The sequence below is a fragment of the Streptomyces sp. NPDC096323 genome, from assembly GCF_040302845.1.
GTDB lineage: Bacteria > Actinomycetota > Actinomycetes > Streptomycetales > Streptomycetaceae > Streptomyces.
The window spans coordinates 468,019-491,410 of record NZ_JBEOSI010000004.1; the positions used below are offsets into that span (position 1 = coordinate 468,019).

Annotated in this window: 20 protein-coding genes, 2 tRNA genes and 1 pseudogene; 6 read left to right on the forward strand and 17 right to left on the reverse strand. The window is 69.3% G+C overall.

The features are described from left to right. Positions 1 to 146 precede the first annotated feature (146 nt). Positions 147 to 1,510, reverse strand: a pseudogene (locus ABTX18_RS13465) (IS1380 family transposase). A 183-nt stretch (positions 1,511 to 1,693) separates the two neighbouring features. Between ABTX18_RS13465 and ABTX18_RS13470 the strand changes: the two are divergent. Next, positions 1,694 to 2,617, forward strand: coding sequence for a transposase family protein (locus ABTX18_RS13470; RefSeq protein ID WP_352122867.1), 924 nt, complete (start codon positions 1,694 to 1,696; stop codon positions 2,615 to 2,617). A 62-nt stretch (positions 2,618 to 2,679) separates the two neighbouring features. Here ABTX18_RS13470 and ABTX18_RS13475 read toward each other — a convergent pair whose 3' ends face one another. The 6 genes from ABTX18_RS13475 to ABTX18_RS13500 form a co-directional block, all read right to left on the reverse strand. Beyond that, positions 2,680 to 3,408 carry a class E sortase gene (locus ABTX18_RS13475; RefSeq protein WP_352122868.1) on the reverse strand — a complete coding sequence of 243 codons (729 nt, stop codon included), beginning with the start codon at positions 3,406 to 3,408 and terminating at the stop codon, positions 2,680 to 2,682. A 34-nt stretch (positions 3,409 to 3,442) separates the two neighbouring features. Beyond that, positions 3,443 to 4,849, reverse strand: a complete 1,407-nt coding sequence (locus tag ABTX18_RS13480) for a class E sortase (RefSeq protein ID WP_352122869.1) — start codon at positions 4,847 to 4,849, stop codon at positions 3,443 to 3,445. Next, positions 4,846 to 5,484, reverse strand: coding sequence for an aminodeoxychorismate/anthranilate synthase component II (locus tag ABTX18_RS13485; protein ID WP_352122870.1), 639 nt, complete (start codon positions 5,482 to 5,484; stop codon positions 4,846 to 4,848). The genes ABTX18_RS13480 and ABTX18_RS13485 overlap by 4 nt, the downstream gene beginning before the upstream one ends. Further along, positions 5,481 to 5,663, reverse strand: a complete 183-nt coding sequence (locus ABTX18_RS13490; protein WP_136326730.1) for a hypothetical protein — start codon at positions 5,661 to 5,663, stop codon at positions 5,481 to 5,483. Before ABTX18_RS13490 ends, ABTX18_RS13485 begins: the two co-directional genes overlap by 4 nt. A 128-nt stretch (positions 5,664 to 5,791) precedes the next feature. Further along, positions 5,792 to 6,502, reverse strand: coding sequence for a class E sortase (locus ABTX18_RS13495; protein WP_352122871.1), 711 nt, complete (start codon positions 6,500 to 6,502; stop codon positions 5,792 to 5,794). Positions 6,503 to 6,527: 25 nt separating this feature from the next. Next, positions 6,528 to 7,295 (reverse strand): DUF881 domain-containing protein, encoded by a 768-nt coding sequence (locus ABTX18_RS13500; protein WP_352122872.1) that lies wholly within the window; start codon positions 7,293 to 7,295, stop codon positions 6,528 to 6,530. A gap of 141 nt (positions 7,296 to 7,436) precedes the next feature. On the opposite strand from ABTX18_RS13500, the gene crgA reads away from it, so the two are divergent. Beyond that, complete coding sequence (gene crgA, locus ABTX18_RS13505; protein WP_136326732.1) at positions 7,437 to 7,691, forward strand: cell division protein CrgA; 255 nt, start codon at positions 7,437 to 7,439, stop codon at positions 7,689 to 7,691. 310 nt (positions 7,692 to 8,001) lie between these two features. Here crgA and ABTX18_RS13510 read toward each other — a convergent pair whose 3' ends face one another. Together ABTX18_RS13510 and ABTX18_RS13515 are read right to left on the reverse strand one after the other, a co-directional pair. Then, the gene (locus tag ABTX18_RS13510; protein WP_352122873.1) at positions 8,002 to 8,901 is read right to left on the reverse strand and encodes a rhomboid family intramembrane serine protease; all 900 of its coding nucleotides are present in this window, start codon (positions 8,899 to 8,901) and stop codon (positions 8,002 to 8,004) included. A 155-nt stretch (positions 8,902 to 9,056) separates the two neighbouring features. Further along, positions 9,057 to 9,584, reverse strand: coding sequence for a peptidylprolyl isomerase (locus ABTX18_RS13515; RefSeq protein ID WP_352122874.1), 528 nt, complete (start codon positions 9,582 to 9,584; stop codon positions 9,057 to 9,059). A 379-nt stretch (positions 9,585 to 9,963) separates the two neighbouring features. Between ABTX18_RS13515 and ABTX18_RS13520 the strand changes: the two genes are divergently transcribed. Next, positions 9,964 to 10,683, forward strand: coding sequence for a DUF5324 family protein (locus ABTX18_RS13520; RefSeq protein ID WP_352122875.1), 720 nt, complete (start codon positions 9,964 to 9,966; stop codon positions 10,681 to 10,683). Between the two features lie 72 nt (positions 10,684 to 10,755). Here the strand turns inward: ABTX18_RS13520 and ABTX18_RS13525 are convergent. After that, positions 10,756 to 10,828: transfer RNA gene (locus ABTX18_RS13525), tRNA-Ala, on the reverse strand. A gap of 170 nt (positions 10,829 to 10,998) precedes the next feature. Between ABTX18_RS13525 and ABTX18_RS13530 the strand changes: the two genes are divergently transcribed. Further along, a complete protein-coding gene (locus tag ABTX18_RS13530; RefSeq protein ID WP_136326735.1) occupies positions 10,999 to 11,547 on the forward strand; it encodes a helix-turn-helix domain-containing protein in 549 nt (182 codons plus the stop codon). A 102-nt stretch (positions 11,548 to 11,649) separates the two neighbouring features. Continuing rightward, a complete protein-coding gene (locus ABTX18_RS13535) occupies positions 11,650 to 13,002 on the forward strand; it encodes a serine/threonine-protein kinase (protein ID WP_352122876.1) in 1,353 nt (450 codons plus the stop codon). Positions 13,003 to 13,018: 16 nt separating this feature from the next. Here ABTX18_RS13535 and ABTX18_RS13540 read toward each other — a convergent pair whose 3' ends face one another. The 3 genes from ABTX18_RS13540 to ABTX18_RS13550 form a co-directional block, all read right to left on the reverse strand. Beyond that, the gene (locus ABTX18_RS13540) at positions 13,019 to 14,344 is read right to left on the reverse strand and encodes a hypothetical protein (RefSeq protein WP_352122877.1); all 1,326 of its coding nucleotides are present in this window, start codon (positions 14,342 to 14,344) and stop codon (positions 13,019 to 13,021) included. Further along, complete coding sequence (locus tag ABTX18_RS13545; RefSeq protein WP_352122878.1) at positions 14,344 to 16,272, reverse strand: vWA domain-containing protein; 1,929 nt, start codon at positions 16,270 to 16,272, stop codon at positions 14,344 to 14,346. The genes ABTX18_RS13540 and ABTX18_RS13545 overlap by 1 nt, the downstream gene beginning before the upstream one ends. Positions 16,273 to 16,421: 149 nt before the next feature. Beyond that, entirely contained in the window at positions 16,422 to 16,556 is a 135-nt protein-coding gene (locus ABTX18_RS13550; protein WP_003958712.1) for a DLW-39 family protein, read from the reverse strand. A 318-nt stretch (positions 16,557 to 16,874) separates the two neighbouring features. On the opposite strand from ABTX18_RS13550, the gene ABTX18_RS13555 reads away from it, so the two are divergent. After that, entirely contained in the window at positions 16,875 to 17,246 is a 372-nt protein-coding gene (locus ABTX18_RS13555; protein WP_352122879.1) for a DUF6344 domain-containing protein, read from the forward strand. A gap of 381 nt (positions 17,247 to 17,627) precedes the next feature. On the opposite strand, the gene ABTX18_RS13560 is transcribed toward ABTX18_RS13555, so the two are convergent. The 4 genes from ABTX18_RS13560 to gyrB form a co-directional block, all read right to left on the reverse strand. Beyond that, positions 17,628 to 17,701, reverse strand: a tRNA-Ile gene (locus ABTX18_RS13560). 77 nt (positions 17,702 to 17,778) lie between these two features. Continuing rightward, entirely contained in the window at positions 17,779 to 18,390 is a 612-nt protein-coding gene (locus tag ABTX18_RS13565; protein ID WP_352122880.1) for a DUF3566 domain-containing protein, read from the reverse strand. A gap of 93 nt (positions 18,391 to 18,483) precedes the next feature. Next, positions 18,484 to 21,150, reverse strand: coding sequence for a DNA gyrase subunit A (gene gyrA / locus ABTX18_RS13570; protein ID WP_352122881.1), 2,667 nt, complete (start codon positions 21,148 to 21,150; stop codon positions 18,484 to 18,486). 67 nt (positions 21,151 to 21,217) lie between these two features. Further along, a complete protein-coding gene (gene gyrB / locus ABTX18_RS13575) occupies positions 21,218 to 23,305 on the reverse strand; it encodes a DNA topoisomerase (ATP-hydrolyzing) subunit B (RefSeq protein WP_352122882.1) in 2,088 nt (695 codons plus the stop codon). Between the last annotated feature and the right edge of the window lie 87 nt (positions 23,306 to 23,392).

Sequence of the window (23,392 nt, forward strand, 5' to 3'; positions counted from 1 at the left end):
GACGGTCCGCCGCCGGAGTCGTGGACCGTTTTCGTGCCGTGGGCTGAAGCTGTGCAGGCCGAGGGCCCGAGTGTCGTCTCGGGATGGCGCCGGGTTCCACTGCTCCGGGTGTTGAGGTGCTGTCGAAGGGGCGGGGATTCCGCTGGTCAACCAGGGGCGGGCAGTTGGGTGAGCCGGTCCAGGGCGGCGGTGATGTGGCCGGTCCAGGGCCAGTGCCGGGCCAGGCGGAGGATCCGCCGGCGGCCAGTGGTGACGAGTTGTCCGGCTGCGGTGAACAGGCGGAGCCGTAGCCAGCGGGGTTTACAGAGGCGGGCCTTGCCGGTCAGGGCGAGCATCGGCATCCGCGCCAGCAGGTCGGAGGCGATCTGCACGATCTCCAGCCAGATCCGGTTCTGAGCGGTGCGGTGCAGGGGAACGTTGCGCAGGCCGGTGGCGCGGGCGTTTCGGATGCGGTCCTCGGCCCGGGCCCGCAGCCGGTGACAGAGCTCGAGTTCGGCGATCGGCCGGCCCGAGGTGGTGGTGGCGAAGCACGTCAGCCGCATGCCGTCCGCATCGGTAAGCCGCAACTGGGCTCCGGAGCGCGGTCGTTCCTTTCTGACGATCAGCCGCATGCCCTTGGGCCAGCTGTCCAGGACGTCGCCGGTGAGTTCAGCGACCCAGGCGCCGTCGCGGACCTCTCCGTCCGTCTCGACGGCCGGAGTCCAGGCCGATGCCGGAACCTTCAGCACGTGCTGGTGGATCGCCTCGGTGATCACCATGCCGACCGAGTAGGACATCCACCGTCCTCGCTGGGCGAGCCAGGCGACGAAGTCGTGGGTGCCGCCTGCGGAGTCGGTGCGGATCAGGGTCCGGCGCCCGCGCCGGTACTTCTTCGGCATTTGGGCGAGGGCCAGTTGGGTTGCGGTGCTGTGGTCGGCCGCCGTGTTCGAGCCCGCGTTGCCTGGTCTGAGCAGGGCCATGACCGGTTCGCCGGTGCCGCCCGATCCGTGGTCGACGAACCCCGTCAGAGGGTGGTGCCCGTAGCGCTTCCACGTGGGTGCGGCGTCCTCCTTGTCCGAGTGCGCGATCGCCGGAACCCCGTCGAGGTCCACGGTCACCGTCCCGTCCGCATCAGGCGCTTCCCGGTCGGCCAACCGCCAGACCTGCTGGCGAACGTCGGCCCGCGCGGCACGGATGGGCCCGCAGGGCTGTCTCCCCGGAGGCCGCGAGGGTGTCGATGAGGCGGGAGACCGCCGGGTCGGATGCCACCGGCCCCAACACGGCCGGCTCGGCCCGCAGCATGGCGACGTCCGCGAGGCAGTCCCCGCCCAGCGCGACCGCGAGGGCAACGTCCAGCAGGATCTTGCCCGGATCGTGCACCGCCCGAGCTTTCCGCCACGGCGCCAGCGCCGCTGATATCGCGGTGTCCAAGTCGGCCTTGCGGACCGTCTCGACCAGCAGCACGCCCCCGGCCTGTGAGACCACCGCCCTCGATCCGGACACGCGGGTACGACCCGATACTCTTCTTCACCTGAGAAGTGCCTCCGGCTGGAGCAGGAACAAGGACCTCGACAATCCTCATTCTTGCTGGTCAGAGGCACTTTTCGCTTACCTGACCACCCATCGGACGGCCCGCTTCATGAAAGCGCGGGGCTAACGAGCTCGTGCACGGTTAGCGGTGAAACGTCGGTCTCGGATCGGCGATCATGGCTGGGTGGTGGGGAACGTGACGCGCGCAGCGATCATCAGCGACCGGAGGATCACGGGCTTGTCAGCCGTTGTAATTGCTGAACTGGTTGCTGAGGTCGGGCCGTTGTGGCATGAGCGGCACCAGGCCAGGCTGGCGTCCCGGTCGCGGAAGCGTGCGGTGGGCGCCAGCGCGAAGCACTGCATGGTTTTCGTCGATCGGCTCCTGGCCACGCTCGTGCATCTTCGCCACGGGGTTACTCATGATGTGCTGTGCTGGTTCGGCGTAGACCGCTCGACTGTCACGCGTGCCATCGGCGAGGTGCGGCCCCTGCTCGCAGAGCGGGGATGCACCATCAGCCCCGACATGCGGCTGCGAACCCTGGACGAGGTCGTCGATCATCTCGGCCGGGCCGGGAAGACCGGCATCATCGACGGCACCGAGATCCGGGTCCGCCGCCCGGCCGTCGGCCATAAGGACCGGGATCGTTTCATCTCCGGCAAGAACAAGCAGAACGCCGTGAAGGTCATGGTCTTCACCGACGGGGACGGGCGGCTGCTGTTCTGCAGCACGACCAAGCCCGGAAGCTGCGCGGACATCACCCACGCCCGAGAGTTAGGGCTGGTCAAGCTCCTGGCCGACGGTCCCGCGGTAGAGATCCTTGCCGATGCCGGCTACCAAGGACTCGGAGCACAGACCGGCGGACGCGTCGTGACGCCGCCGCACCGCAAGTTCAAGAAGAACGCCCCGGACTGGTACGAAGAGATGCACGAGCGCCAGCGCAAAACACACTCCTCACGCCGCATCCGGGTCGAACACGGCATCGCCCACCTGAAGAACTGGCGGGCACTGGCCCGCCACCTCGGCCGCCGCGAGCACATGGACGACACCATCCAAGCCATCGCCGGCCTGCTGTCCCAACAACAGACCGCAGACCGGAGCCTGGCGTGACAGACATGAGCACCGAGGTCCCCGGCCATTCGACGTCTCACCGCTAACCGTGCACGAGCTCGTTAGAGCAGCTCCGCCGGCTTCGTACGGTCGCGGTCGACCTTCTCCGTACGCACCAGCTCGCCCCACACGATGTAGCGGTACTTCGACGTGAAGACGGGCGTGCACGTCGTCAGCGTGATGTAGCGGCCGGCCTTCTTCGCGCCCGAGCCCTTCGGGACCGGCCGGAGCACGTCGACGTTGTACTTCGACGTCTCGGGCAGTTCGTTGAAGACCTTGTAGACGTACCAGGTGTCCTTGGTCTCGAAGACGATCGCGTCCCCGGTCCGCACCTTGTCGATGTTGTGGAACTTCGCCCCGTGGCCGTCGCGGTGGGCGGCCAGGGTAAAGTTGCCCTGCTTGTCCGAGGGGAGCGCCGACTTCACCGGATCGGTGTAATAGCCGGCGATGCCGTCGTTGAGGCTGTCGGTGTCGGTGCCCTTCTTGACGAGCACCTCGCCGTTCTTCATCGACGGGACGTGCAGGAAGCCGATGCCGTCCTTGGTGTCCAGCGCTCCCGGGCCACCGGCCCAGCGGTCGCGGATGGTGTGGCTCTGCTTGGTGGCCTCGCGGTCGGCGAGGACGTTCGTCCACCAGAGGGAGTAGACGACGAAGAGCCCGAGCACCAGGCCCGCGGTGATCAGGAGTTCACCGAAGACGCTGACGGCCGTTGCCACGGGGTGACGGCCCCTGGGCCGCACCGGGGGTGCGGACTCACCGGTCAGCTCTTCGTCCTCGGTCGTCGCTGCCACCGCACCGTCCCTGTCGTGATGTCGTCCGGCCCGCTCAGTCCAGAAGCGCGTCGGGTTTGCCCTTGCTGCGCGGCCGTTCCTCGACCATCTTGCCCCAGACGATCAAACGGTACGTACTCGTGAATTCGGGCGTACAGGTCGTCAGTGTGATGTAGCGGCCGGGCCTCTTGAACCCCGACTGCGGCGGAACCGCGCCGATGACCGACACGTTGGACGGCGAGGTCTGCGGAAGGACGCTCGTCATCTCGTACGTGTAGTAGGCGTCCTGCGTCTCCACCACGATCGGGTCACCGGGGCGCAGCCGGTTGACGTAGCGGAACGGTTCGCCGTGCGTGTTCCGATGACCGGCCAGGGCGAAGTTGCCCTGCTTGTCCGAGGGCATGGCCGTACGGAGCGGTTCCTCGCCGTAGTGCCCGACCATCCCCCGGTCGAGGACCTTCTCCTTGCTGATGCCTTCCGCGATCGGTGTGACCACGTCCAGCTTGGGGATGTGGATGATCGCGAAGCCCTGACCCGGCGCGAACACACCGGGGTTCCGGTTGCCCTTGGCCCAGTCGTCCTGGATCTTGTGGGTCTCCTTGCCGGCGATCTGCTCGGCGCGCACGTTCGTCCACCACAGCTGGTACGTGACGAACAGCAGCATCAGTACGCCCAGCGAGATGAACAGCTCGCCGACCACACGGCTGACGACGACCGCGGGACTGTCCTTGGCCGCCTTGGCCGCCCGCCGGGCCTCGACGCGCGACATCGGCTTCGGGGGTACGGCGTCCACGCCCCCGGACTTCGCCGTCGCCGCATCCGGCGCCCCGTCGCCGCGCCTGCGGCCGCGGCCCTTCGCCGCACGGCGCCGCTCGGCCCGTCCGCCGGTGGCCGGAACGGAAGAGTCCGGAGCGGTGGAACCCAGCTCGCCGGTGGGCCCGGCATCATGCTCCGGCCAGGGGCGGGGGGCCGTCACCGGCAGGACCGCCGTCACCGCCTGGTCGGCGACGACCATGCGCCGGGGCTCCGCCTTCCGCAGCGCGACGGTCTCGTCGTGGCGGACGGGCGGAACAGGGGGTGCAGGGGTGGGCGGCACATGGGCGGGCGGCACAGGCGCGGGCGGTGCCGCCGCGGGCTCCTGGCGGCCGTACCAGTCCCGTGCGTAGCCCTCGGGGTCGTACCACTCGCGCGGAGGCTCCTGGGCCTCCTGTGGCCCGTGTGGTACCCGCGCCGAGGCTGTCGCGGCGTCCGGCTCCCCCGACTCGCCGCCGTCCATGGCCGGCTGCCCGGCCTGGACGTTCTCCGTCCGGAACCACGGTGCTGCGTGACGCCCCGGCAGCGGGTCGTTCAGCGGGTCCGCCAAGTGGTCCACCGCCGCCTCGAACGCGCCCGCGGCCTCGGACCCGCCCGGTTCGTACGGGCCGCCCTGTCCGGCGTCGGATCCGTGGCGGGGTGGGGTCACGCGACGGCCTTGCCCACCACCGGCGCGAGCCCCGCCGACCTCTCGACGGCTCCGGTGTCACCGCACTGCGCCAGCCAGTTCGCCAGCATCAGATGGCCGTGCTCGGTGAGCACCGACTCCGGATGGAACTGCACCCCTTCGACCGCCAGCTCCCGGTGGCGCAGCCCCATGATGATGCCGTCGGCCGTGCGCGCGGTGACCTCCAGCTCCTCGGGGACCGTGTCCGGCTCCGCGGCGAGCGAGTGGTAGCGGGTGGCGGTGAAGGGCGAGGGCAGCCCGGTGAAGACGCCCCTGCCCTCGTGGATCACCGGGGACGTCTTGCCGTGCAGCAGCTCGGGAGCGCGGTCCACCACGCCCCCGTAGGCCACCGCCATCGACTGCATGCCCAGACAGACGCCGAAGACCGGCACGCCGGTCGCCGCGCAGTGCCGCACCATGTCGATGCAGACGCCCGCGTGCTCGGGGGTGCCGGGCCCGGGCGAGAGCAGGACGCCGTCGAAGCCGTCCTGGGCGTGGGCCGTGGTCACCTCGTCGTTGCGGAGCACCTCGCACTCGGCGCCCAGCTGGTAGAGGTACTGGACGAGGTTGAAGACGAAGCTGTCGTAGTTGTCGACGACCAGGATGCGGGCGCTCATCGGCCGGCCCCCATCGCGTTCGTACCGTCCACCGTCACATCGCCGAACGGAAGCAGTGGCTCCGCCCACGGGAAGACGTACTGGAACAGGACGTAGACGACCGCCAGGGCGAGCACGAGCGAAATGACCCCACGCACCCACGCGTTGCCCGGCAGATGCCGCCAGATCCAGCCGTACATGCTGACCCCTTCATTCGGTACGGGACCAGACTAAAGGGCCGGGGCATCGCCGTGGGTCAGCCGGGGAAAGCCGCCGGGGCGCGGGCGTGGGCCGACCGGGAGGAGCCCGCCGCAAGGGGCCGTGAGGGTCAGCCGGGGAAAGCCGCCGGCCGGCCGGCGGTGACGGGCTGGGTCGCGTCCAGATGCGCCCAGGCGATCAGCCGGTGGCTGCTGCCCCACTCGGGCTCGCAGGTGGTCAGCGTCAGATAGCGGCCGGGCCCGTCGAAACCCGACTTGCGGGGGACCGGGTCGATGACGCCGACGTCGCCCGGCACGGTGCGGTAGGGCTTCTTGTCGATGCGGTACGTGAACCACGTCGTCCCGTCCGTGAGCAGCACCGCGTCACCGGGGCGCAGCCTCGGGAAGTCCTTGAACGGATCGCCGTAGGTGCGCCGGTGCCCCGCCACCGCGAAGTTGCCGGTCGCGCCCGCCGCCGCGGTGCCCCGGTAGTGACCGAGGCCCTTCTGCAGGGTTTTGACCTTCGTGTTCTCCAGGACCGGCCACTCCCAGTCCTTCCCGAAGCGCGGGATGTAGAGCATCGCGAACGGCTTCCCGTCGCGGTACGCCTTCGGCGCGGCGGCCGGGGCCGTCGGCTTCGGGCTCTCCTCGGAGGTCTGCGGCGCGGGCGCGGCCACCGCCCCCCGGGCCCACTGGTTCTGCAGGTCGTCGATCTGTCCCTCGGCCGCGCCCGCGGCCTTCACCCCGGTCCAGAACAAGACATAGACCACGAAGAGGATGATCAGGGCGCCTACGGTGAGGCACAGCTCGCTGAACGTCCTGACGATCAGTCGCACCGACACCGGTCGGCCTCCCCGCAGCTGCTCGCTACTTCACCGGCTCCGCATAGTGGAGATCCACTGTGCCCGAGTAGCCGGGAAGAGTCACCGCCCCGCGCTCGTCGACTTTCCAGCCGAGCCCGTACGCCTTCACGTACAGCAGGTAGTTCTGGATCGCCGGAGAGTCGTCGAGCGCCTGCTCCAGCTTTCCGGGATCACCGACTGCGGTGATCTTGTACGGCGGCGAGTAGACCCGGCCCTGAAGGATCAGCGTGTTGCCGACACATCGCACCGCGCTGGTGGAGATGAGCCGCTGGTCCATGACCTTGATCCCGCGGGCGCCGCCCTGCCAGAGGGCGTTGACGACGGCCTGCAGGTCCTGCTGGTGGATGACGAGGTCATTGGGCTGTGGATCGGGGTAGCCGGGGCTCGCGGTGGCGTTCTGCGGGGCATCGTCGAGCGTGACGGAGAGGGCACTGCCGGAAAGCTTCGCCGTCCCGGCGGCGCGCTCCAGCGCCTCGAGCCTGGCGTCCTCCGCCTTCGTGCTGCCGTCGTCGCGCTGGGCAAGGGTGTCGATGTCCCCCCGCACGGAGGCGACGGACTCGTCGAGGGCGGCATTCTTCTCGCTGCGCTGCTGGATGAGATCGGAGAGTTTCAGCAGCGAGGAGTCCGTACGGATATTGGTGCCCTTGGCGGTATTGGCGCTGGTGACGAAGATGAGGCCGGCCAGGGCGAAAACGGCAGCCGTGAGCACTTTGGCCGGATGCCGGAAGGTGCTCCGGGCCGGGCCTGGGGGAGAGTCGGCAGAATTGCTCAACGTACCCTTATCTCCTTCGGCGCCACGGAAGCACTACGCTAACGGACGCCCCGGGGAGGCAGCATTCCCCCTCGCGCCCAACCCCGGCGCCAGCCACAGTTCCCTGCGCGGTCACGCAGCGCATCGACAGGAGAGTCCCTCGTGCCGAAGTCACGTATCCGCAAGAAGGCCGACTTCACGCCCCCTCCGGCGAAGCAGGCAACCAACATAAAGCTGACCAACCGCAGTTGGGTGGCGCCGGTGATGCTGGCGCTGTTCCTGATCGGTCTGGCCTGGATCGTCGTTTTCTACGTGACCGACGGCGATCTGCCGATCGATTCGCTGGGGAACTGGAACATCGTCGTCGGCTTCGGCTTCATCGCCGGCGGCTTCGGCGTCTCCACCCAGTGGAAGTAGCCCCGCGAGCCGCGTAGGACCACGGCGGGAACCTGTCCCGCAACCCTTGCCCTGAGTTACCCACAGAGTTATCCACAGGCGGGGGAAAAGGTCAGACGATCTGTGGATAACTCCTCGGCGGTTGACGCCGATATGACTGCAGCCACCCCTCGGAGCGGGCGGCACGCCCCTTGTCCTGACTGGGAAAAACCCAGCTCAGCGACAAGGGGCACAGTTGTACCCGTGAAATGCACAAGATCGGGTACACGCTGTGGACAACTTCGGTCACAAATGGTCCATATCTGGCTGACGGGCGTGGGCTGCCTGCCCTCTACGTCAGTGAGGCCGTCCTGGCGAGCACGATCAGGACCACGACGGCCAGGGCAGCGGCACAGATGCCGTACTGCACGAGATTCCGCCGCTCGCGCGGGGCGTGCACCATGCCTATCGCGATCAGCGCGCCCGCGACCAGCCCGCCGACATGCGCCTGCCAGGCGATACCGCCCCAGGGGTTGAAGGTGATGACCAGGTTGATCGCCAGGATCATGAAGACCGGGCGCATGTCGTAGTTCAGCCGGCGCATCAGCACCACCGTGGCACCCAACAGGCCGAAGATGGCACCCGAAGCGCCCAGCGAAGGCTGGTTCGGCGCCGCGAGCCAGTAGGTCAGAGCGCCGCCCGCCAGCCCGGACAGCAGATAGAGCGCGAGATAGCGAGCGCGGCCGAGCATCGCCTCCAGCGGACCGCCGAGCCACCACAGCCCCAGCATGTTGAAGGCGAAGTGCCACACCGCCTCGTGCAGGAACATCGAGGTCACCAGTCGGTACCACTGGCCTTCGGCGACGCCCTCGGGCGGACCGCCGTAGTAGAAATTGGCTCTGCCCAGCAGTTCCAGATCGTTGATCAGCGCACTGTTGGCCAGCACCGCCAGGAACACCGCGGCGTTGATGCCCAGCAGGATCTTGGTGATCAGGCGGGGATCGGCCGCGATCGTGCCGCCGGCGAGCGTCCGCGGCCGGGCGGCGGCCGGATGGTGCCCCGTACCGGATCCCTGGCGCACACAGTCCGGGCACTGGAAGCCGACCGAGGCGCTGACCATGCAGTCGGTGCAGATCGGCCGGTCGCAGCGCACGCAGCGGATCGCCGTCTCACGGCCCGGGTGGCGGTAACAGCTGACCGGGCCGTCGACGGACGAGGTCGGGTCCTGGCCGCCCGGCGGTTGCTGGTCCATCGGTCCCATCGCTTCCCGGTCCCCTCGGTCCTCGTCGCGGCAGCAGCCCGCGAGGCACCGCCCCGCGCATCCGCTCTCCTATGAAGTACGGACAGACGGGGCGGTTCGTTCCCGCGAGGCGGGACGGAGAGTAAGAGGAAAGCTACGGGGCGCGATCAGCGTGTCTCGACGACGACCGACTCGATGACCACGTCCTGCACCGGACGGTCGGTGCGCCCGTTGGTCGGGGTGGCCGCGATGGCGTCCACCACCTTCTGGCTCTTTCCGTCCACCACCTCGCCGAAGATGGTGTGCTTGCCGGTCAGCCAGGCGGTCGGCGACACCGTCACGAAGAACTGCGACCCATTGGTGCCCGGACCGGCGTTGGCCATCGCCAGCAGATACGGCTTGGTGAAGGCGAGGTCGGGGTGGAACTCGTCACCGAACTCGTAGCCCGGGCCACCCGTGCCGTTGCCCAGCGGGTCGCCGCCCTGGATCATGAAGCCACTGATGACCCGGTGGAAGACGGTGCCGTCGTACAGCCGGTCCTTGGTCCTGGCCCCGGTCGCGGGGTGGGTCCACTCGCGCTCACCGGTGGCGAGCTCGACGAAGTTCTTCACCGTTTTGGGCGCGTGGTTCGGCAGAAGCCGGATCTCGATGTCGCCCTGATTGGTCTTCAAGGTGGCGTAAAGCTGCTCGGCCACGGTCTGCCTTCCGTAAGTCTGATCTGACGTCAGCCGATCCTCGCACGGCCCACCCCGCCCGGCGCCCGGCCCGGCTGCGCCGCACACAGCTCTTGCACCGTTTCCCCCTCCACACGCCGCCCGCCTGCGGCTTCCCAGCCGACGGTCGGAATCGTCGCAGGAACACATGCGGCCAAGTGTGTGACGAACCGGCGCGCGGCAGACCGAACCATGGCAAGCTCGTCAACAGGCTCCGCTTGCACCTGCTTGCCCCGGGGCATCCCTGATGGCCGGAATGACCCGGATGCCCGTCCCGCGTGCCGCACAGGTCCCCTGCAGGCATGATCTCGAACTGGGTGGAAAGGCGGAGTACCTACCCGCCACCAAGGAGGAGGATCCCGTGACCCGCATCGACAGCGTGCGCGCCGCAACCGACTCGGCGAGGGACAGCGTGCAGCACGCCGCGGTAGTGGTGGCGCCCTACGCCGACTCGGCCAAGGAACAGGCCGTTCACTATGCGCACGAGGCTCGCACACTGCTCGCACCGAAGGTGTCGAAGGCAGCACAGCAGGCCCGTGTCCAGTACGACGCGCACCTCGCACCACGTATCGAACTCGCCCGCGCCCATGTGCCCCCGAAGGTCGACGAGGCCGCACAGCGCGCCGCCCTGCGCAGCCGACAGGCCGCCCGCAGCGCGGCGGACTACACCGTTCCCCGCGTCGGGCACGCCATCGCCGCCGCCCAGCCCGTCGCCGAGGAGGCCACGGCCCGCAGCGCGGCCGCACTGGCCGCTCTGCGCGGGCAGGTCACGGCGAAGGAGATCAGGAAGCTGACCCGGAAGCACGAACGGCGGGCCAAGTGCGGCAGGGCGTTCAAGGGCCTGGCCGTGGCCGGCCTCCTGGCGGGCGGCGCCTATGCCGTCTGGCGGTGGTGGGACAAGCAGGCCAACCCCGACTGGCTGGTCGAGCCCCCCGCGCCCACCGAGGTCGACGACCGCGACCCCCTGTCCTCGGTCGACGGCAGCGACCGGTCCGTCCTGGACCCCGAGGTTCAGGCCAAGCAGTCCGACGCGGAGGCGGAGGACACCCTGGGCGGCCAGGACCCGGACGAACGCCCCTGACACCAGGATCGGACAAGCACCCAAAAAAATCCCCCTGACCTGCGCAAACGCGGGTCAGGGGGATTTTTGCCGTGGAGCCTAGGAGATTCGAACTCCTGACATCTGCCTTGCAAAGGCAGCGCTCTACCAACTGAGCTAAGGCCCCGAAAAGCAGGCAGCACCCGACGTTCTCCGCCGTGCGCCACCGCCGCAGACCAGAGTACCGGGTGACCCCCTGAAACCTGCAAAAAGATAGGGACTCCCGGTGGACAACCACTCTCCGTAAGATGCACGTCGAGGTTCGCAGCAGCGAAGCCGCAGCGAAGGGGAGACGCCATGGATGCAGCGCAGCAAGAGGCAACGGCCAGAGCCAGGGATCTTCAGCGCAGTTGGTACGGGGAGCCGCTCGGTGCGCTCTTCCGACGGCTGATAGATGACCTGGGCCTGAATCAGGCCCGGCTCGCCGCGGTGCTCGGGCTGTCCGCCCCCATGCTCTCCCAGCTCATGAGCGGCCAGCGGGCGAAGATCGGCAACCCCGCGGTCGTCCAGCGCGTCCAGGCGCTCCAGGAACTCGCCAGCCAGGTGGCGGACGGCAGCATCAGCGCCGGAGAGGCCACCGACCGCATGGAAGAGATCAAGAAGTCGCAGGGAGGCTCCGTGCTCACCGGTACCGGTCAGACCACGACGACCGGCGGTGCCCCCACCGTGCGCCGCGTGGTCCGCGAGATCCAGTCGCTGCTGCGGTCCGTCGCGGCAGCCGGTGAGATCATCGATGCCGCCGACTCCCTCGCCCCGGCCCACCCGGAACTGGCAGAGTTCCTCAGGGTGTACGGCGCAGGGCGCACCTCGGACGCGGTGGCGCACTACGAGGGCCACCAGAGCTAGACGAGCAGGGCTGCCGGGCACCCGCCCGGCAACCGGAGCATCCGGGCACAGGCACAGCCACACGCACGGGCCGAAACAGGAACGGGGAGCGGGCGCAGCGCAATGGGTGAGGTCTTCGCTGGTCGGTACGAGCTGATCGATCCGATCGGACGTGGTGGGGTCGGGGCTGTCTGGCGTGCCTGGGACCACCGGCGCCGCCGCTATGTGGCGGCCAAGGTCCTCCAGCAGAGCGACGCGCACACGCTGCTGCGCTTCGTGCGTGAGCAGGCGCTGCGGATCGAGCACCCGCATGTGCTGGCTCCGGCGAGCTGGGCGGCGGACGACGACAAGGTCCTGTTCACCATGGACCTGGTCAGCGGCGGTTCGTTGGCCCATGTCATCGGCGACTACGGCCCGTTGCCGCCGAGATTCGTCTGCACGTTGCTCGACCAGTTGCTGTCGGGTCTGTCGACGGTGCACGCCGAGGGGGTCGTGCATCGCGACATCAAGCCCGCCAACATCCTGATGGAGGCCACCGGCACCGGCCGGCCGCATCTGCGGCTGTCCGACTTCGGGATCTCCATGCGCAAGGGCGAGCCCCGCCTCACCGAGACGAACTACGTGGTGGGAACGCCGGGTTACTTCGCGCCCGAGCAGATGATGGGCGCCGAGCCGGACTTCCCTGCGGACCTCTTCGCGGTCGGTCTCGTCGCCCTGTATCTGCTCCAGGGCCAGAAGCCCGACTCCCAGGCGCTGGTCGAGCACTTCGCCTCCTACGGGACGCCCAGCGCCCCGCAGGGCATCCCCGAGCCGCTGTGGCAGGTCCTCGCGGGGCTGCTGCAACCGGACCCGCAGGCCCGCTTCCGTACGGCCACGGGCGCGCGCAAGGCCCTGACGGCCGCGGCGGAGATGCTGCCCGAGCCCGGGATCGACGACGAGCCGGTGGAGGTCTTCGACCAGATCGGCCCGCTGCCCGCCGGCTTCGGTCCCACCGGCCCCGTACAGAACACGCAGACCGCGCACACCACGCCCACCACCCAGTCCACCGGACAACCCCCCGCCGGGCCTCAGGCGACGGGCGAGCAGCCGTACACACCGCCCCCGGCCGCCATGTCGGAGACGGGCAGCTTCCACCTCCCGCCGCCTCCGCGGCCCACCGCCCCGGCCCCGCACGCCGCACATCCCCTCGCCCCGCACCCGGCGGCACACACGACGGCTCCCTTCCCCTCCGCCGCGCCGGATCCATCGCAGGTCCCCACCTCCGCCGTGCAGCACGAACAGCCGCTCACCCGCGCCTACACCGCCCAGCACCCACAGGCACCGGTGGCGGCCTCCCACTCACCGTCGCCCGCCCCGGCCGCAGCCGCGCCCGCCCCGCGAACGCGTCCGGGACCGTCCCCGAAGGTGGCGGTCCCGGTGCTGCTGGTGGCGCTGATCTGCTTCGCCGTGGGCATCTGGGCGCTGACCCAGGCCTGAGCTGGGCGCGGGCCCGCTACCAGGCCTGCGGCGGCCCTCCGTACGGAGGCTGTGCGGCGGCCGCGCGGCGGCGCGCAAGCAGCGTCCACACGCCCAGGGCGAGGACCAGCACGGCCCCCGCGCCGATCCCGGCCGCGCCGACCAGCTTCATGGTGTTGCTCTCGCTCTCGGCCGCCTGCGGCCCGCTCTGGCCGCGCTCGGCCAGGTCCTTGTCCTTCTCCGTGACCGCGAAGATGCCGGCGTCGCCCGCGTACGGAGACCCTTCGGCCTTGCCCGCGACCTTGACCGACAGCGTCAGCGGAAACGGCTTGGTGCCGTAGGCCTTGGCGAGCTCCGGGCTCAGCGTGACGGACAGGTAGTACCAGCCCGCGAACCGCATGGCGCTGACGCTCTCGGCAGAGGCGAACCTATTGCGGTACGCGACCGGAGGCACCGGGTCCAGGGAGACGGAGGCCGGCTTGCCGGAGTACGACATGGGCGAGACGTCGTCGACGTGGCCCTGGGCGGGGTTGTCCAGGGACATCGCGAGCGCGCTGCCGATGAACTCGTCGGAGGCGGTGCTGTTGCCGAGGCGCGCCGTGGCGAAGATCTGCTGCCCCCAGTCCACCGGAACCCGGTAGAAGCGGGTCTGTCCCGGCGCGATCTCGTCCTTCCACTCACCGGTCTGCAGGCTGGTGGCGTCGTAGTAGCCGGTGCCGCCCTTCCTGCGGTTGTCGCCGGCGGGGGTGGGCGGCGCGGGCGAGGCGGACGGCCAGTTCTCGGGCGCCTCGGTCGGCATGGCGGCGTCGTCGGCGAGCTCCGGCTCCGCCGCGTACCGCAGCTCCAGATCCCAGTCCCCGGGCCCCGAGGTGGCCTTGCTCTCGCGCTCGACGAGGACGTTGTACGTACCGGGGCCCTGGCAGGTGCTGCTGTCCTTCCGCACCATCCGGTAGGCGTACGCGGCGATCGGACGCGGGTATTCCGCGGACTCGAAACGGGCGTCCTCCGAGCTGCACTGCAAGTCCGAGGAGTCCCGGATGCTGACCGTGACGCCGTCCCCGTAGGCGACCTTGCCACCGCCCTTGGGCACGGCGACGGCGGAGACGTACGCGTTCGTCGTCGCGTCCAGGTTCAGCCGGTAGTAGAGCTTCTGACCGGCCTTGATCGAACTCTTGTAGACCGAACCGGCCTTGAGTTCCGCCGCCTCGGTGTTGACCTCGGTCCCGGCCACCGCCTCGGCACCCGGGTCGAAGGTGTACGCGGTGCTCCCGCCATCCGCGTACGCCGGTCCCGTCAGCGCCGCCACCGCGCACATCGCCGCGACCGCCGCCGGCGTCACCCGGCCCCTGCTGCGCTGCCTCATCACGCGCTTCCCCTCGTCGTCCGTGCGGCTGCCCCGCGGCGGCTGCGTACATATACGAACACGGCGACCAGCGCGGCCATGACGGCAGCCCCGGCGGCAGCCGCGATGCCGGTCCATCCTGCCCCTCCCGCCCCACCGCTGTCTGCGGACGCGGTCGAGTCGCCCTTCTTGTCCCCGTTCTCCGCCTTGGCCGCGGGAGCGCCGTGCTCGGGGCCGGTCCGTGCGTCGCCGAGCACCGACACCCGCAGCACCAGGCCGATCTGCGGGTTCTCCGCGATCTCGGCGGCCTGCGCGCCCAGCGTCACGGAGATGTAGAAGCTGCCCGCGGCATGCACGGGCTGGACGTCGGTCCGGGTCTCGTAGCGGTTGGTCCAGGCGACCGGAACCCCGCCCATCGCCACCGCGGCAGGGCGCCCGCTGTACATCGTGCGCGGGTAGAACTCACCGCCGCCCGTCACAGGGTGGCGGGCCGGCGTGTAGAGCTGGGTCGTCCCGTAGGAGTACGTGGCGGTGGCGCCGTCCACCGTGGGCTCGTTGGCGAACTCGACGTCGTAGCGCACCTGCTGGCCCCATCCCGCCGGAACCTTGTACCAGAGCGTCTGGGAAGGCAGGACGCGGTCGCGCCACACGCCCTCGCCGATCGTCCGGGCGTCGTTGAACCCGGTGCCGCCCCGCACGTCCCGGGGGGCGCCCGCCGGCAGCGCGGCCTCCTTGCCGCCCGGCCCGTACTCCGTCTGCGACGAGGCCGGTGTCACCCCGCTCGCCAGCGGTGCCTCGATCCCGTACACGAGCTCCAGGGGCCAACGCGCGGCGTCGGAGCCCTTCTTGCTCTCCCGCTCCACCACCAGCCGGTAGCGGCCCGCGCGGTCGCAGGTGCGGGTGCCCTCCGCGGAGCGGATGCGGGCGACCGCCGAAGTCAGCGGAACCGCCCCCTCCTTCTGCAGGAAGCGCGCGGTGTCCGTCCCGCAGGAGCCGTGTTCGTCGTACTCGATCGTGGTGCTCAGCGCGTCGAACGTGTCGACGGCCGCGCCGGGTTGCGGCACCGCGGTTACCGAGAAGTCCGCTGTGGACACGGCGTCCAGGTCAACCGCGTAGTACCGCTTCCCACCCGGCCCGATGGTGTCCAGATACTGCCCGGGCACGAGCACGGGCGCCCCGCCGGCGGTTGCCGCACCCGCCACCCGCTCCCCCCGGAGGCGGTAGCCGTCGGCGGAGAGCTGGGCGGCACGCTGGAGCTGACGGGCCAGTGTCCTGGCGTCCGGTGCGTCGTAGTAGCGGCCGTTGCCCGCGTTCGCGATGCACTCCAGTTGCTTGCGGGCCGCGCCCTCGACCTGGAAGCCGACCGTGTCGATCCGCAGACCGACGCCCTCCTTGGCGAGCTGCTCGGCGACCTCACAGGGCCGCGGCGTACCGCAGTTGTCCTCGCCGTCGGAGATCAGCAGGACCGTGCGCGTCCCGATGGCGCCGTCCGCGGGTTCCGGCAGGTCCTCGGCCGCCTTCCGGAGCGACAGGCCGATGGGGGTGTCCCCTCGGGGCCGTACGGCCGCCACGGCCCGCTTCATCGCGGCCCGGTCCAGCTTCCGCACCGGACGCACGAGCCGGGTGTCGGCGCACCCGTGCGGGTGGTCGGCGCCGTACACGCGCAGACCGGTCGGATAGCCGTCGGGCAGAGCGTCCACGACCGTGCCGACAGCCGTACGGGCACTGTCCATCCGGGTGCGCCCCGTTCCGTCGTCGTCCCCCATGGAGCCCGACGAGTCCAGGACCATGACCAGACCACCGACTCCGCCGGTCTGCGCCTCGGCCGGTCTATCAGGGGCGCCGGGCGGTCCCGCCAGGGCCGGCAGCGCGCCCGCCACCAGGGCGAACAGCGCCCCGCCGATCACTGTGCCCACCCGCGCTGTGCGGCGGTGCTTGCGAGCCCTCACCCGTGCCCCCTCGACCGAAACGCCAGTTCCTTTGCTTGAGCAAGCTATTGATTTGCTTAAGGGAACTCAAGAGCACAGGTGTCACGGTCCCGCAACAGCACGAAGCCCCGGCCGCAACTGCGACCGGGGCCCCGACAGGCTGTTCTGTCTCACACACCCGAACCTGCGGGCACGGAGTCAGTCGCCTCCGTCCACAGATCCTGCTCGGCGCGATCCGCCTGGATCTGGCGGTACACGAGGAGCCCGCCGATGGCAGCCAGTGCGACCAGGAGAAGCTTCTTCACCGCGCGACCTCGTCTTTCCTTGGCGTTGGGGAGTTCTGCTGCCCGACTATACACATCGGCCGATATCGACCGGTGACCTCCCCGCAACCCAACTGGGGCCTGTGGACGAGCGTTCACCGCCGGACTGTGCATCAGTGGCCGACGGCGCCGGCGGCACCCCACGGGAACGTCCGGACACCGCTTCTCGGGACCGGTTGCACCATACGAGTGGTGTTCATCCGAAGAACGGCATATCGGCGGCGTCGGTCCCTGAAATCGCGAGCCGGATCCACATCATCAGAAAGGTAAGCAAACCGGACCACCTGAAAGTGAGGGGCCATGAGCACCTTCAAGGCCAAGAGCATCTGGACCGCCTTCATCACCGCGTTCTTCGCACTTCTCGCGTCCTTGGGCCTCGCAAGCTCCACCGCGACGGCCACGGAATCCGCGATCACGGAGCCGGCGTCCGCGAGCCACGAGCACAGGGCCGCGGCCGCCGCAACTCCGACCGCCCCTTCGGTGCGATGGACCCTTCCGCGTGACCGGGCGCTGCCGCCCACGATGAAGCAGCGCATCCGCGCCGAGGCACACGGCTCCTCACCCGTCACCCGGCACCTGGCCGCTGACACCACGGACACCACGCACACCACCGGCACCGCCCGCGCCTCGCACGGTGCCCCGGCGGGCGACGCCTCCCTGCTGCCGCCCTGAGAGCGGCGCACCTGACACCCAGAGCCCCCGGACCGGTTCCCACCGGACGGGGGCTTTCCCGTGCGCCCGCGCACACCCTCTCCCGCCGCACGCCTGCGTGCGGCTTTCCGTGCGCCTGCACGCCTGCACGCCTGCACGCCGTCAATGCGCGCCCGTGCGCGGCTCTCAGCGCGCCCGTGCGCGGGCCGGGGAGCGCTTACGGAAGCGGAGAGCGGCGTACGTACGAGCCGGGGAACGGCACCCACCGACGCGCACCCCCGGCCCGCCCCCGTACCGACGCCGAGTCCCCCGCAGTGAGGCACCCGCCGACATCAGACCTCCCCGCCCCCACGCAGAAGGCCCGGTCCCTCCGAAGAGGAACCGGGCCTTCTGTTGTCACTGTGGGGCTAACAGGATTTGAACCTGTGGCCTCATCCTTATCAGGGATGCGCTCTAACCAACTGAGCTATAGCCCCGCCGCGCTTTTGTGTCGCGCTGACGTGAAGAAGATTAGCGCACGTCGGGGCCAGTCCCAAAATCGATAGCTGCGCCGCTACTCGTCCTCGGCCAGCGTGAGCTCGACTCCGCCCACGAAGCCGGCCGAGAGGTTGTAGATGAAGGCGCCCAGCGTCGCCAGCGCGGTCGCCAGCACCACGTCGATCACCGCGATGACCGAGGTGAAGATCAGTACCCGCGGCAGGGACAGGAACGACTGCAGGTCGAACCCGTTGCCCTCGTTCGAGCCGGTCGCCTCGCTGATGGTGCCGCCGACGGTCTCGAAGACGCCCATGGCGTCCATCACCATCCACAGCACCGCCGACGCGACCACCGTGCAGATGCCGAGCGCGATGGACAGCAGGAAGCTGACCTTCATCACCGACCATGGATCGGCCTTCGCCACCCGCAGACGCGCCTTGCGGGTGCGGGGAGTGGTCCGCGCTCCCGTCCGCGGCCTGCGGGCCGCCTGGGGCGTGCCCGTGCCCGGCACGGCGCCCTGCGGCCCGCCGTAGGACCGCCCGCCGCCCTGGGTCCCGCCCGGTGGCGAGGGGTAGGCCTGCGGCGGGTGGTACGGGCCCGCCTGGCCCGGTGCGGGTTCCCGCTCACCGGGCAGCGGCCCGGTCGCGTAACCCTCGTACTGGGGCTGAGGTCCCCGGGTATCCGTCACAGTGCCCCCTTGGGAGTCCGTGGCAGGGCCACGGGCGCCGTTCGCGCCGGCTTCGGAAGCGGCCGAACCGGCGCCCGTGGCTCCACTCACGCTCTACTCCTCGTCCCCGGTCGAGGACGTGGTGCCCTCGACTGTGCCGTCGACCGTGCTCTCGGCAGTCGCCTCGGCCGTGGTGGCCTCAGCGGTCACTGCCGCGGTCGTCTCGCCTTCGGCATCGGCGTCGACGGAACCGTCGACCTCTTCGGCCTCGCGACCCGCCTCGGCGTTGCGAGCGATACCGACGACGGCATCGCGCTTGCCCAGATTGATCAGTTGGACGCCCATGGTGTCACGGCCCGTCTCCCTGACTTCATTGACTCGCGTACGAATCACACCACCGCCGAGCGTGATGGCGAGAATCTCGTCCGTCTCCTCGACCACCAGCGCGCCGACCAGCGAGCCCCGGTCCTCGACGATCTTGGCGGCCTTGATGCCCAGGCCACCGCGACCCTGGACGCGGTACTCGTCGACGGGGGTCCGCTTCGCGTACCCGCCGTCAGTGGCAGTGAACACGAAAGTACCGGGCCTGACGACATTCATCGAGAGCAGTTCGTCTCCCTCGCGGAAACTCATGCCCTTCACACCCGAAGTCGCGCGGCCCATCGGGCGCAGCGCGTCGTCCGTAGCGGTGAACCTGATCGACTGGGCCTTCCTGCTGATGAGCAGCAGGTCGTCGTCGGAGGACACCAGCTCCGCACCGATCAGTTCGTCGTCGGAGCCGTCGGCGGTCTCGCGCAGGTTGATGGCGATGACGCCGCCCGAGCGCGGCGAGTCGTAGTCCTTCAGCGCGGTCTTCTTCACCAGACCGCCCTTCGTGGCCAGGATCAGATACGGCGCGGCGTCGTAGTCGCGGATCGCCAGGATCTGCGCGATCTGCTCGTCCGGCTGGAAGGCCAGCAGGTTCGCCACGTGCTGGCCGCGGGCGTCGCGACCGGCGTCCGGGAGCTCGTAGGCCTTCGCCCGGTAGACGCGGCCCTTGTTGGTGAAGAACAGCAGCCAGTGGTGGGTCGTCGACACGAAGAAGTGGTCGACGATGTCGTCTTCCCTGAGCTTCGTGCCCCGCACGCCCTTGCCGCCGCGCTTCTGCGAGCGGTAGTCGTCCGTCTTCGTGCGCTTCACGTAGCCGCTGCGGGAGATCGTGACGACGATGTCCTCCTCGGCGATCAGGTCCTCGATGGACATGTCGCCGTCGAAGGGCACGAGCTTGGAGCGCCGGTCGTCGCCGAACTTGTCGACGATCGCCGCCAGCTCCTCGCTGACGATCTGCCGCTGCCGCTCCGGCGAGGCGAGAATCGCGTTGTACTCGTTGATCTTCGCCTGGAGTTCGTCGTGCTCGGCGGTGATCTTCTGGTGCTCCAGCGCGGCCAGCCGGCGCAGCTGCATCTCCAGGATCGCGTTCGCCTGGATCTCGTCGATCTCCAGCAGGCCCATCAGGCCCTCACGCGCGATCTCGACGGTCTGGCTGCGCCGGATGAGGGCGATGACCTCGTCGATGGCGTTGAGGGCCTTGAGCAGGCCGCGCAGGATGTGCGCGCGCTCCTCCGCCTTGCGGAGCCGGAACTTCGTACGCCGGACGATGACCTCGATCTGGTGCGTCACCCAGTGGCGGATGAACGCGTCGATCGACAGGGTGCGCGGCACCCCGTCCACCAGCGCCAGCATGTTGGCGCCGAAGTTGGTCTGCAGATCGGTGTGCTTGTACAGGTTGTTCAGTACGACCTTGGCGACCGCGTCCCGCTTCAGCACGACGACCAGGCGCTGGCCGGTGCGCGACGAGGTCTCGTCACGGACGTCCGCGATGCCGCCGACCTTGCCGTCCTTCACCAGGTCGGCGATCTTCTGCGCGAGGTTGTCGGGGTTGGTCTGGTACGGGAGCTCCGTCACGACCAGGCACTGGCGGTTCTGGATCTCCTCGACCGCCACGACCGCGCGCATCGTGATCGAGCCACGACCGGTGCGGTATGCCTCCTCGATGCCCTTGCGGCCCACGACGAGCGCGCCCGTCGGGAAGTCCGGGCCCTTGATCCGCTCCAGGAGAGCGTCGAGCAGCTCCTCCTGCGTGGCCTCCGGGTGCTCCAGGTACCACTGGGCGCCGGATGCCACCTCGCGCAGGTTGTGCGGCGGGATGTTGGTCGCCATGCCGACCGCGATGCCCGCCGAACCGTTGATCAGCAGGTTCGGGAAGCGGGCCGGCAGAACCACCGGCTCCTGGTTGCGGCCGTCGTAGTTGTCCTTGAAATCGACGGTCTCCTCGTCGATGTCCCGGACCATCTCCATGGACAGCGGCATCATCTTGCACTCGGTGTACCGCATGGCGGCGGCCGGGTCGTTGCCCGGGGAACCGAAGTTGCCGTTGGAGTCCACCAGCGGCATGCGCATCGACCAGTGCTGCGCGAGGCGCACCAGTGCGTCGTAGATCGACGAGTCGCCGTGCGGGTGGTACGTACCCATGACGTCGCCGACGACGCGGGCGCACTTGTAGAAGCCCTTCTCGGGCCGGTAGCCGCCGTCGTACATCGCGTAGAGCACCCGGCGGTGGACGGGCTTGAGGCCGTCCCGCACGTCGGGCAGGGCACGCGACACGATGACGGACATCGCGTAGTCGAGGTAGGAGCGCTGCATCTCCGTCTCGAGCCCGACGGGCTCGACACGCATGCCCACGCCCTCGACGGGCGGGACCTCTTCGGGCGTCACGGGGACAGGGGTGTTCTCGTCGGCCATTGCTGGTCAAAGTCCTTTCGCGCTGCGGCTAAGAGGGTCGCCGGACCCTCTTCCTTGTACGGCCGACTCAGATGTCGAGGAAGCGGACGTCCTTGGCGTTGCGCTGGATGAAGGAGCGCCGCGCCTCGACGTCCTCACCCATCAGCACCGAGAACAGGTCGTCGGCCTGCGCCGCGTCGTCGAGCGTGACCTGGCCCAGCACGCGGTGGTCGACGTCCATCGTCGTCACGCGCAGTTCCTCGGCGTTCATCTCACCGAGGCCCTTGAAGCGCTGGATCAGGTCTTCCTTGATCCGCTTGCCGTTCTGCTTGCCCAGTGTCACAAGGGCGTCGCGCTCGCGGTCCGAGTAGGCGTACTCGAAGTCGTCCCGGCCCCACTTGATCTTGTAGAGCGGCGGCCGCGAGAGGTACACGTGCCCGGCCTCGACCAGCGGTCGCATGAAGCGGAAGAGGAAGGTGAGCAGCAGGGTGTTGATGTGCTGGCCGTCGACGTCGGCGTCCGCCATCAGGATGATCTTGTGATAGCGGAGCTTCTCGATGTCGAAGTCCTCGTGGACCCCGGTGCCGAAGGCCGAGATCAGTGCCTGGACCTCGGTGTTCTGCAGGATCTTGTCGATCCGGGCCTTCTCGACGTTCAGGATCTTGCCGCGGATCGGCAGGATGGCCTGGTACATCGGGTTACGGCCCGACTTCGCCGAACCACCGGCGGAGTCACCCTCGACGATGAAGATCTCGCACTTCGTCGGGTCGTTCGACTGGCAGTCGCTCAGCTTGCCCGGCAGCGAGGCGCTCTCCAGGAGCCCCTTGCGACGGGTCAGGTCACGCGCCTTGCGGGCCGCCACGCGGGCGGTCGAGGCGGCGATGCCCTTGCGGATGATGTCGGCGGCCTCGTTCGGGTTCCGGTCGAACCAGTCCGTCAGCTGCTCGTGGACGACCTTCTGCACGAAGGTCTTGGCCTCCGTGTTGCCCAGCTTGGTCTTGGTCTGGCCCTCGAACTGCGGCTCGCCCAGCTTCACCGAGATGATCGCCGTCAGACCCTCGCGGACGTCCTCACCGGTGAGGTTGTCGTCCTTCTCGCGCAGCAGCTTCTTGTCGCGCGCGTACCGGTTCACCAGCGAGGTCAGCGCCGCACGGAAGCCCTCCTCGTGCGTACCGCCCTCATGCGTGTGGATCGCGTTGGCGAAGGAGTAGACGCCCTCGCTGTACTGCGTGTTCCACTGCATGGCGATCTCGGCCGAGAGGAGACGTTCCTTGTCCTCGGCCTCGATGTCGATCACCGAGGCGTGGATGACATCGCCCTTGCGGGAGTTCAGGTACTTGACGAAGTCGACGATGCCGTTTTCGTAGTGGTACGTGACCGTGCGGGCCGGCTCCTCCTCGGGAACCTCGACCGCCTCGGCGCTGTCCGCACCGGCCGTCGCCTTCGCCGACTCCCGCTCGTCGGTCAGCGTGAGGGTGAGGCCCTTGTTGAGGAAGGCCATCTCCTGGAAGCGGCGCGAGAGCGTCTCGAAGGAGTACTCGGTCGTCTCGAAGATGTCGCCGTCGGCCCAGAAGCTGACGGTCGTGCCGGTCTCGTCCGTGGCCTCGTTACGGGCCAGCGGGGCGGTCGGGACGCCGAACTTGTAGTCCTGGGTCCAGCGGTAGCCGTCCGTCCTGACCTCGACGGCCACGCGCGTGGACAGGGCGTTGACGACGGAGACGCCGACGCCGTGCAGGCCGCCGGAGACCGCGTAGCCGCCGCCTCCGAACTTGCCGCCCGCGTGAAGCACCGTGAGGACGACCTCGACGGCGGGCTTGCCCTCGGACGGCACGATGCCGACGGGGATGCCACGGCCGTTGTCGATCACGCGCACCCCGCCGTCGGCGAGGAGCGTGACGTCGATGGTGTCCGCGTGGCCGGCCATGGCCTCGTCGACCGAGTTGTCGACGACCTCTTGCACGAGGTGGTGCAGACCGCGCTCACCGGTCGAGCCGATGTACATGCCAGGTCGCTTGCGGACCGCGTCCAGACCCTCGAGCACGGTGATCGCGCTGGCGTCGTACGAGGCTTTCACCTCGCCCGAGGCGGGAGCCACGCTGCTCTCACCGGGGGTGGACGGAATGTTCTCGTTGGGGTTGCCGGAATCGGCCACGAAGCGCCCTTTCTGGCACAGCACAGGCCGTTCTCCGGGCAGGCGGGAGCGGCTGCGTCGTTCGGCTTGTATCGACGAATCCCGCAAGGACGCGGGATTGTCCATCAGTCT

Excerpts from the sequence above, each read along its gene's own strand:
- ABTX18_RS13485 (WP_352122870.1), bottom strand. The coding sequence starts at position 5,484 with ATGAGCGCCCGCATCCTGGTCGTCGACAACTACGACAGCTTCGTCTTC.
- ABTX18_RS13490 (WP_136326730.1), bottom strand. The coding sequence starts at position 5,663 with ATGTACGGCTGGATCTGGCGGCATCTGCCGGGCAACGCGTGGGTGCGT.
- ABTX18_RS13510 (WP_352122873.1), bottom strand. The coding sequence starts at position 8,901 with ATGGACCAGCAACCGCCGGGCGGCCAGGACCCGACCTCGTCCGTCGAC.
- ABTX18_RS13530 (WP_136326735.1), top strand. The coding sequence starts at position 10,999 with ATGGATGCAGCGCAGCAAGAGGCAACGGCCAGAGCCAGGGATCTTCAG.
- ABTX18_RS13535 (WP_352122876.1), top strand. The coding sequence starts at position 11,650 with ATGGGTGAGGTCTTCGCTGGTCGGTACGAGCTGATCGATCCGATCGGA.
- ABTX18_RS13540 (WP_352122877.1), bottom strand. The coding sequence starts at position 14,344 with ATGAGGCAGCGCAGCAGGGGCCGGGTGACGCCGGCGGCGGTCGCGGCG.
- ABTX18_RS13555 (WP_352122879.1), top strand. The coding sequence starts at position 16,875 with ATGAGCACCTTCAAGGCCAAGAGCATCTGGACCGCCTTCATCACCGCG.
- gyrA (WP_352122881.1), bottom strand. The coding sequence starts at position 21,150 with ATGGCCGACGAGAACACCCCTGTCCCCGTGACGCCCGAAGAGGTCCCG.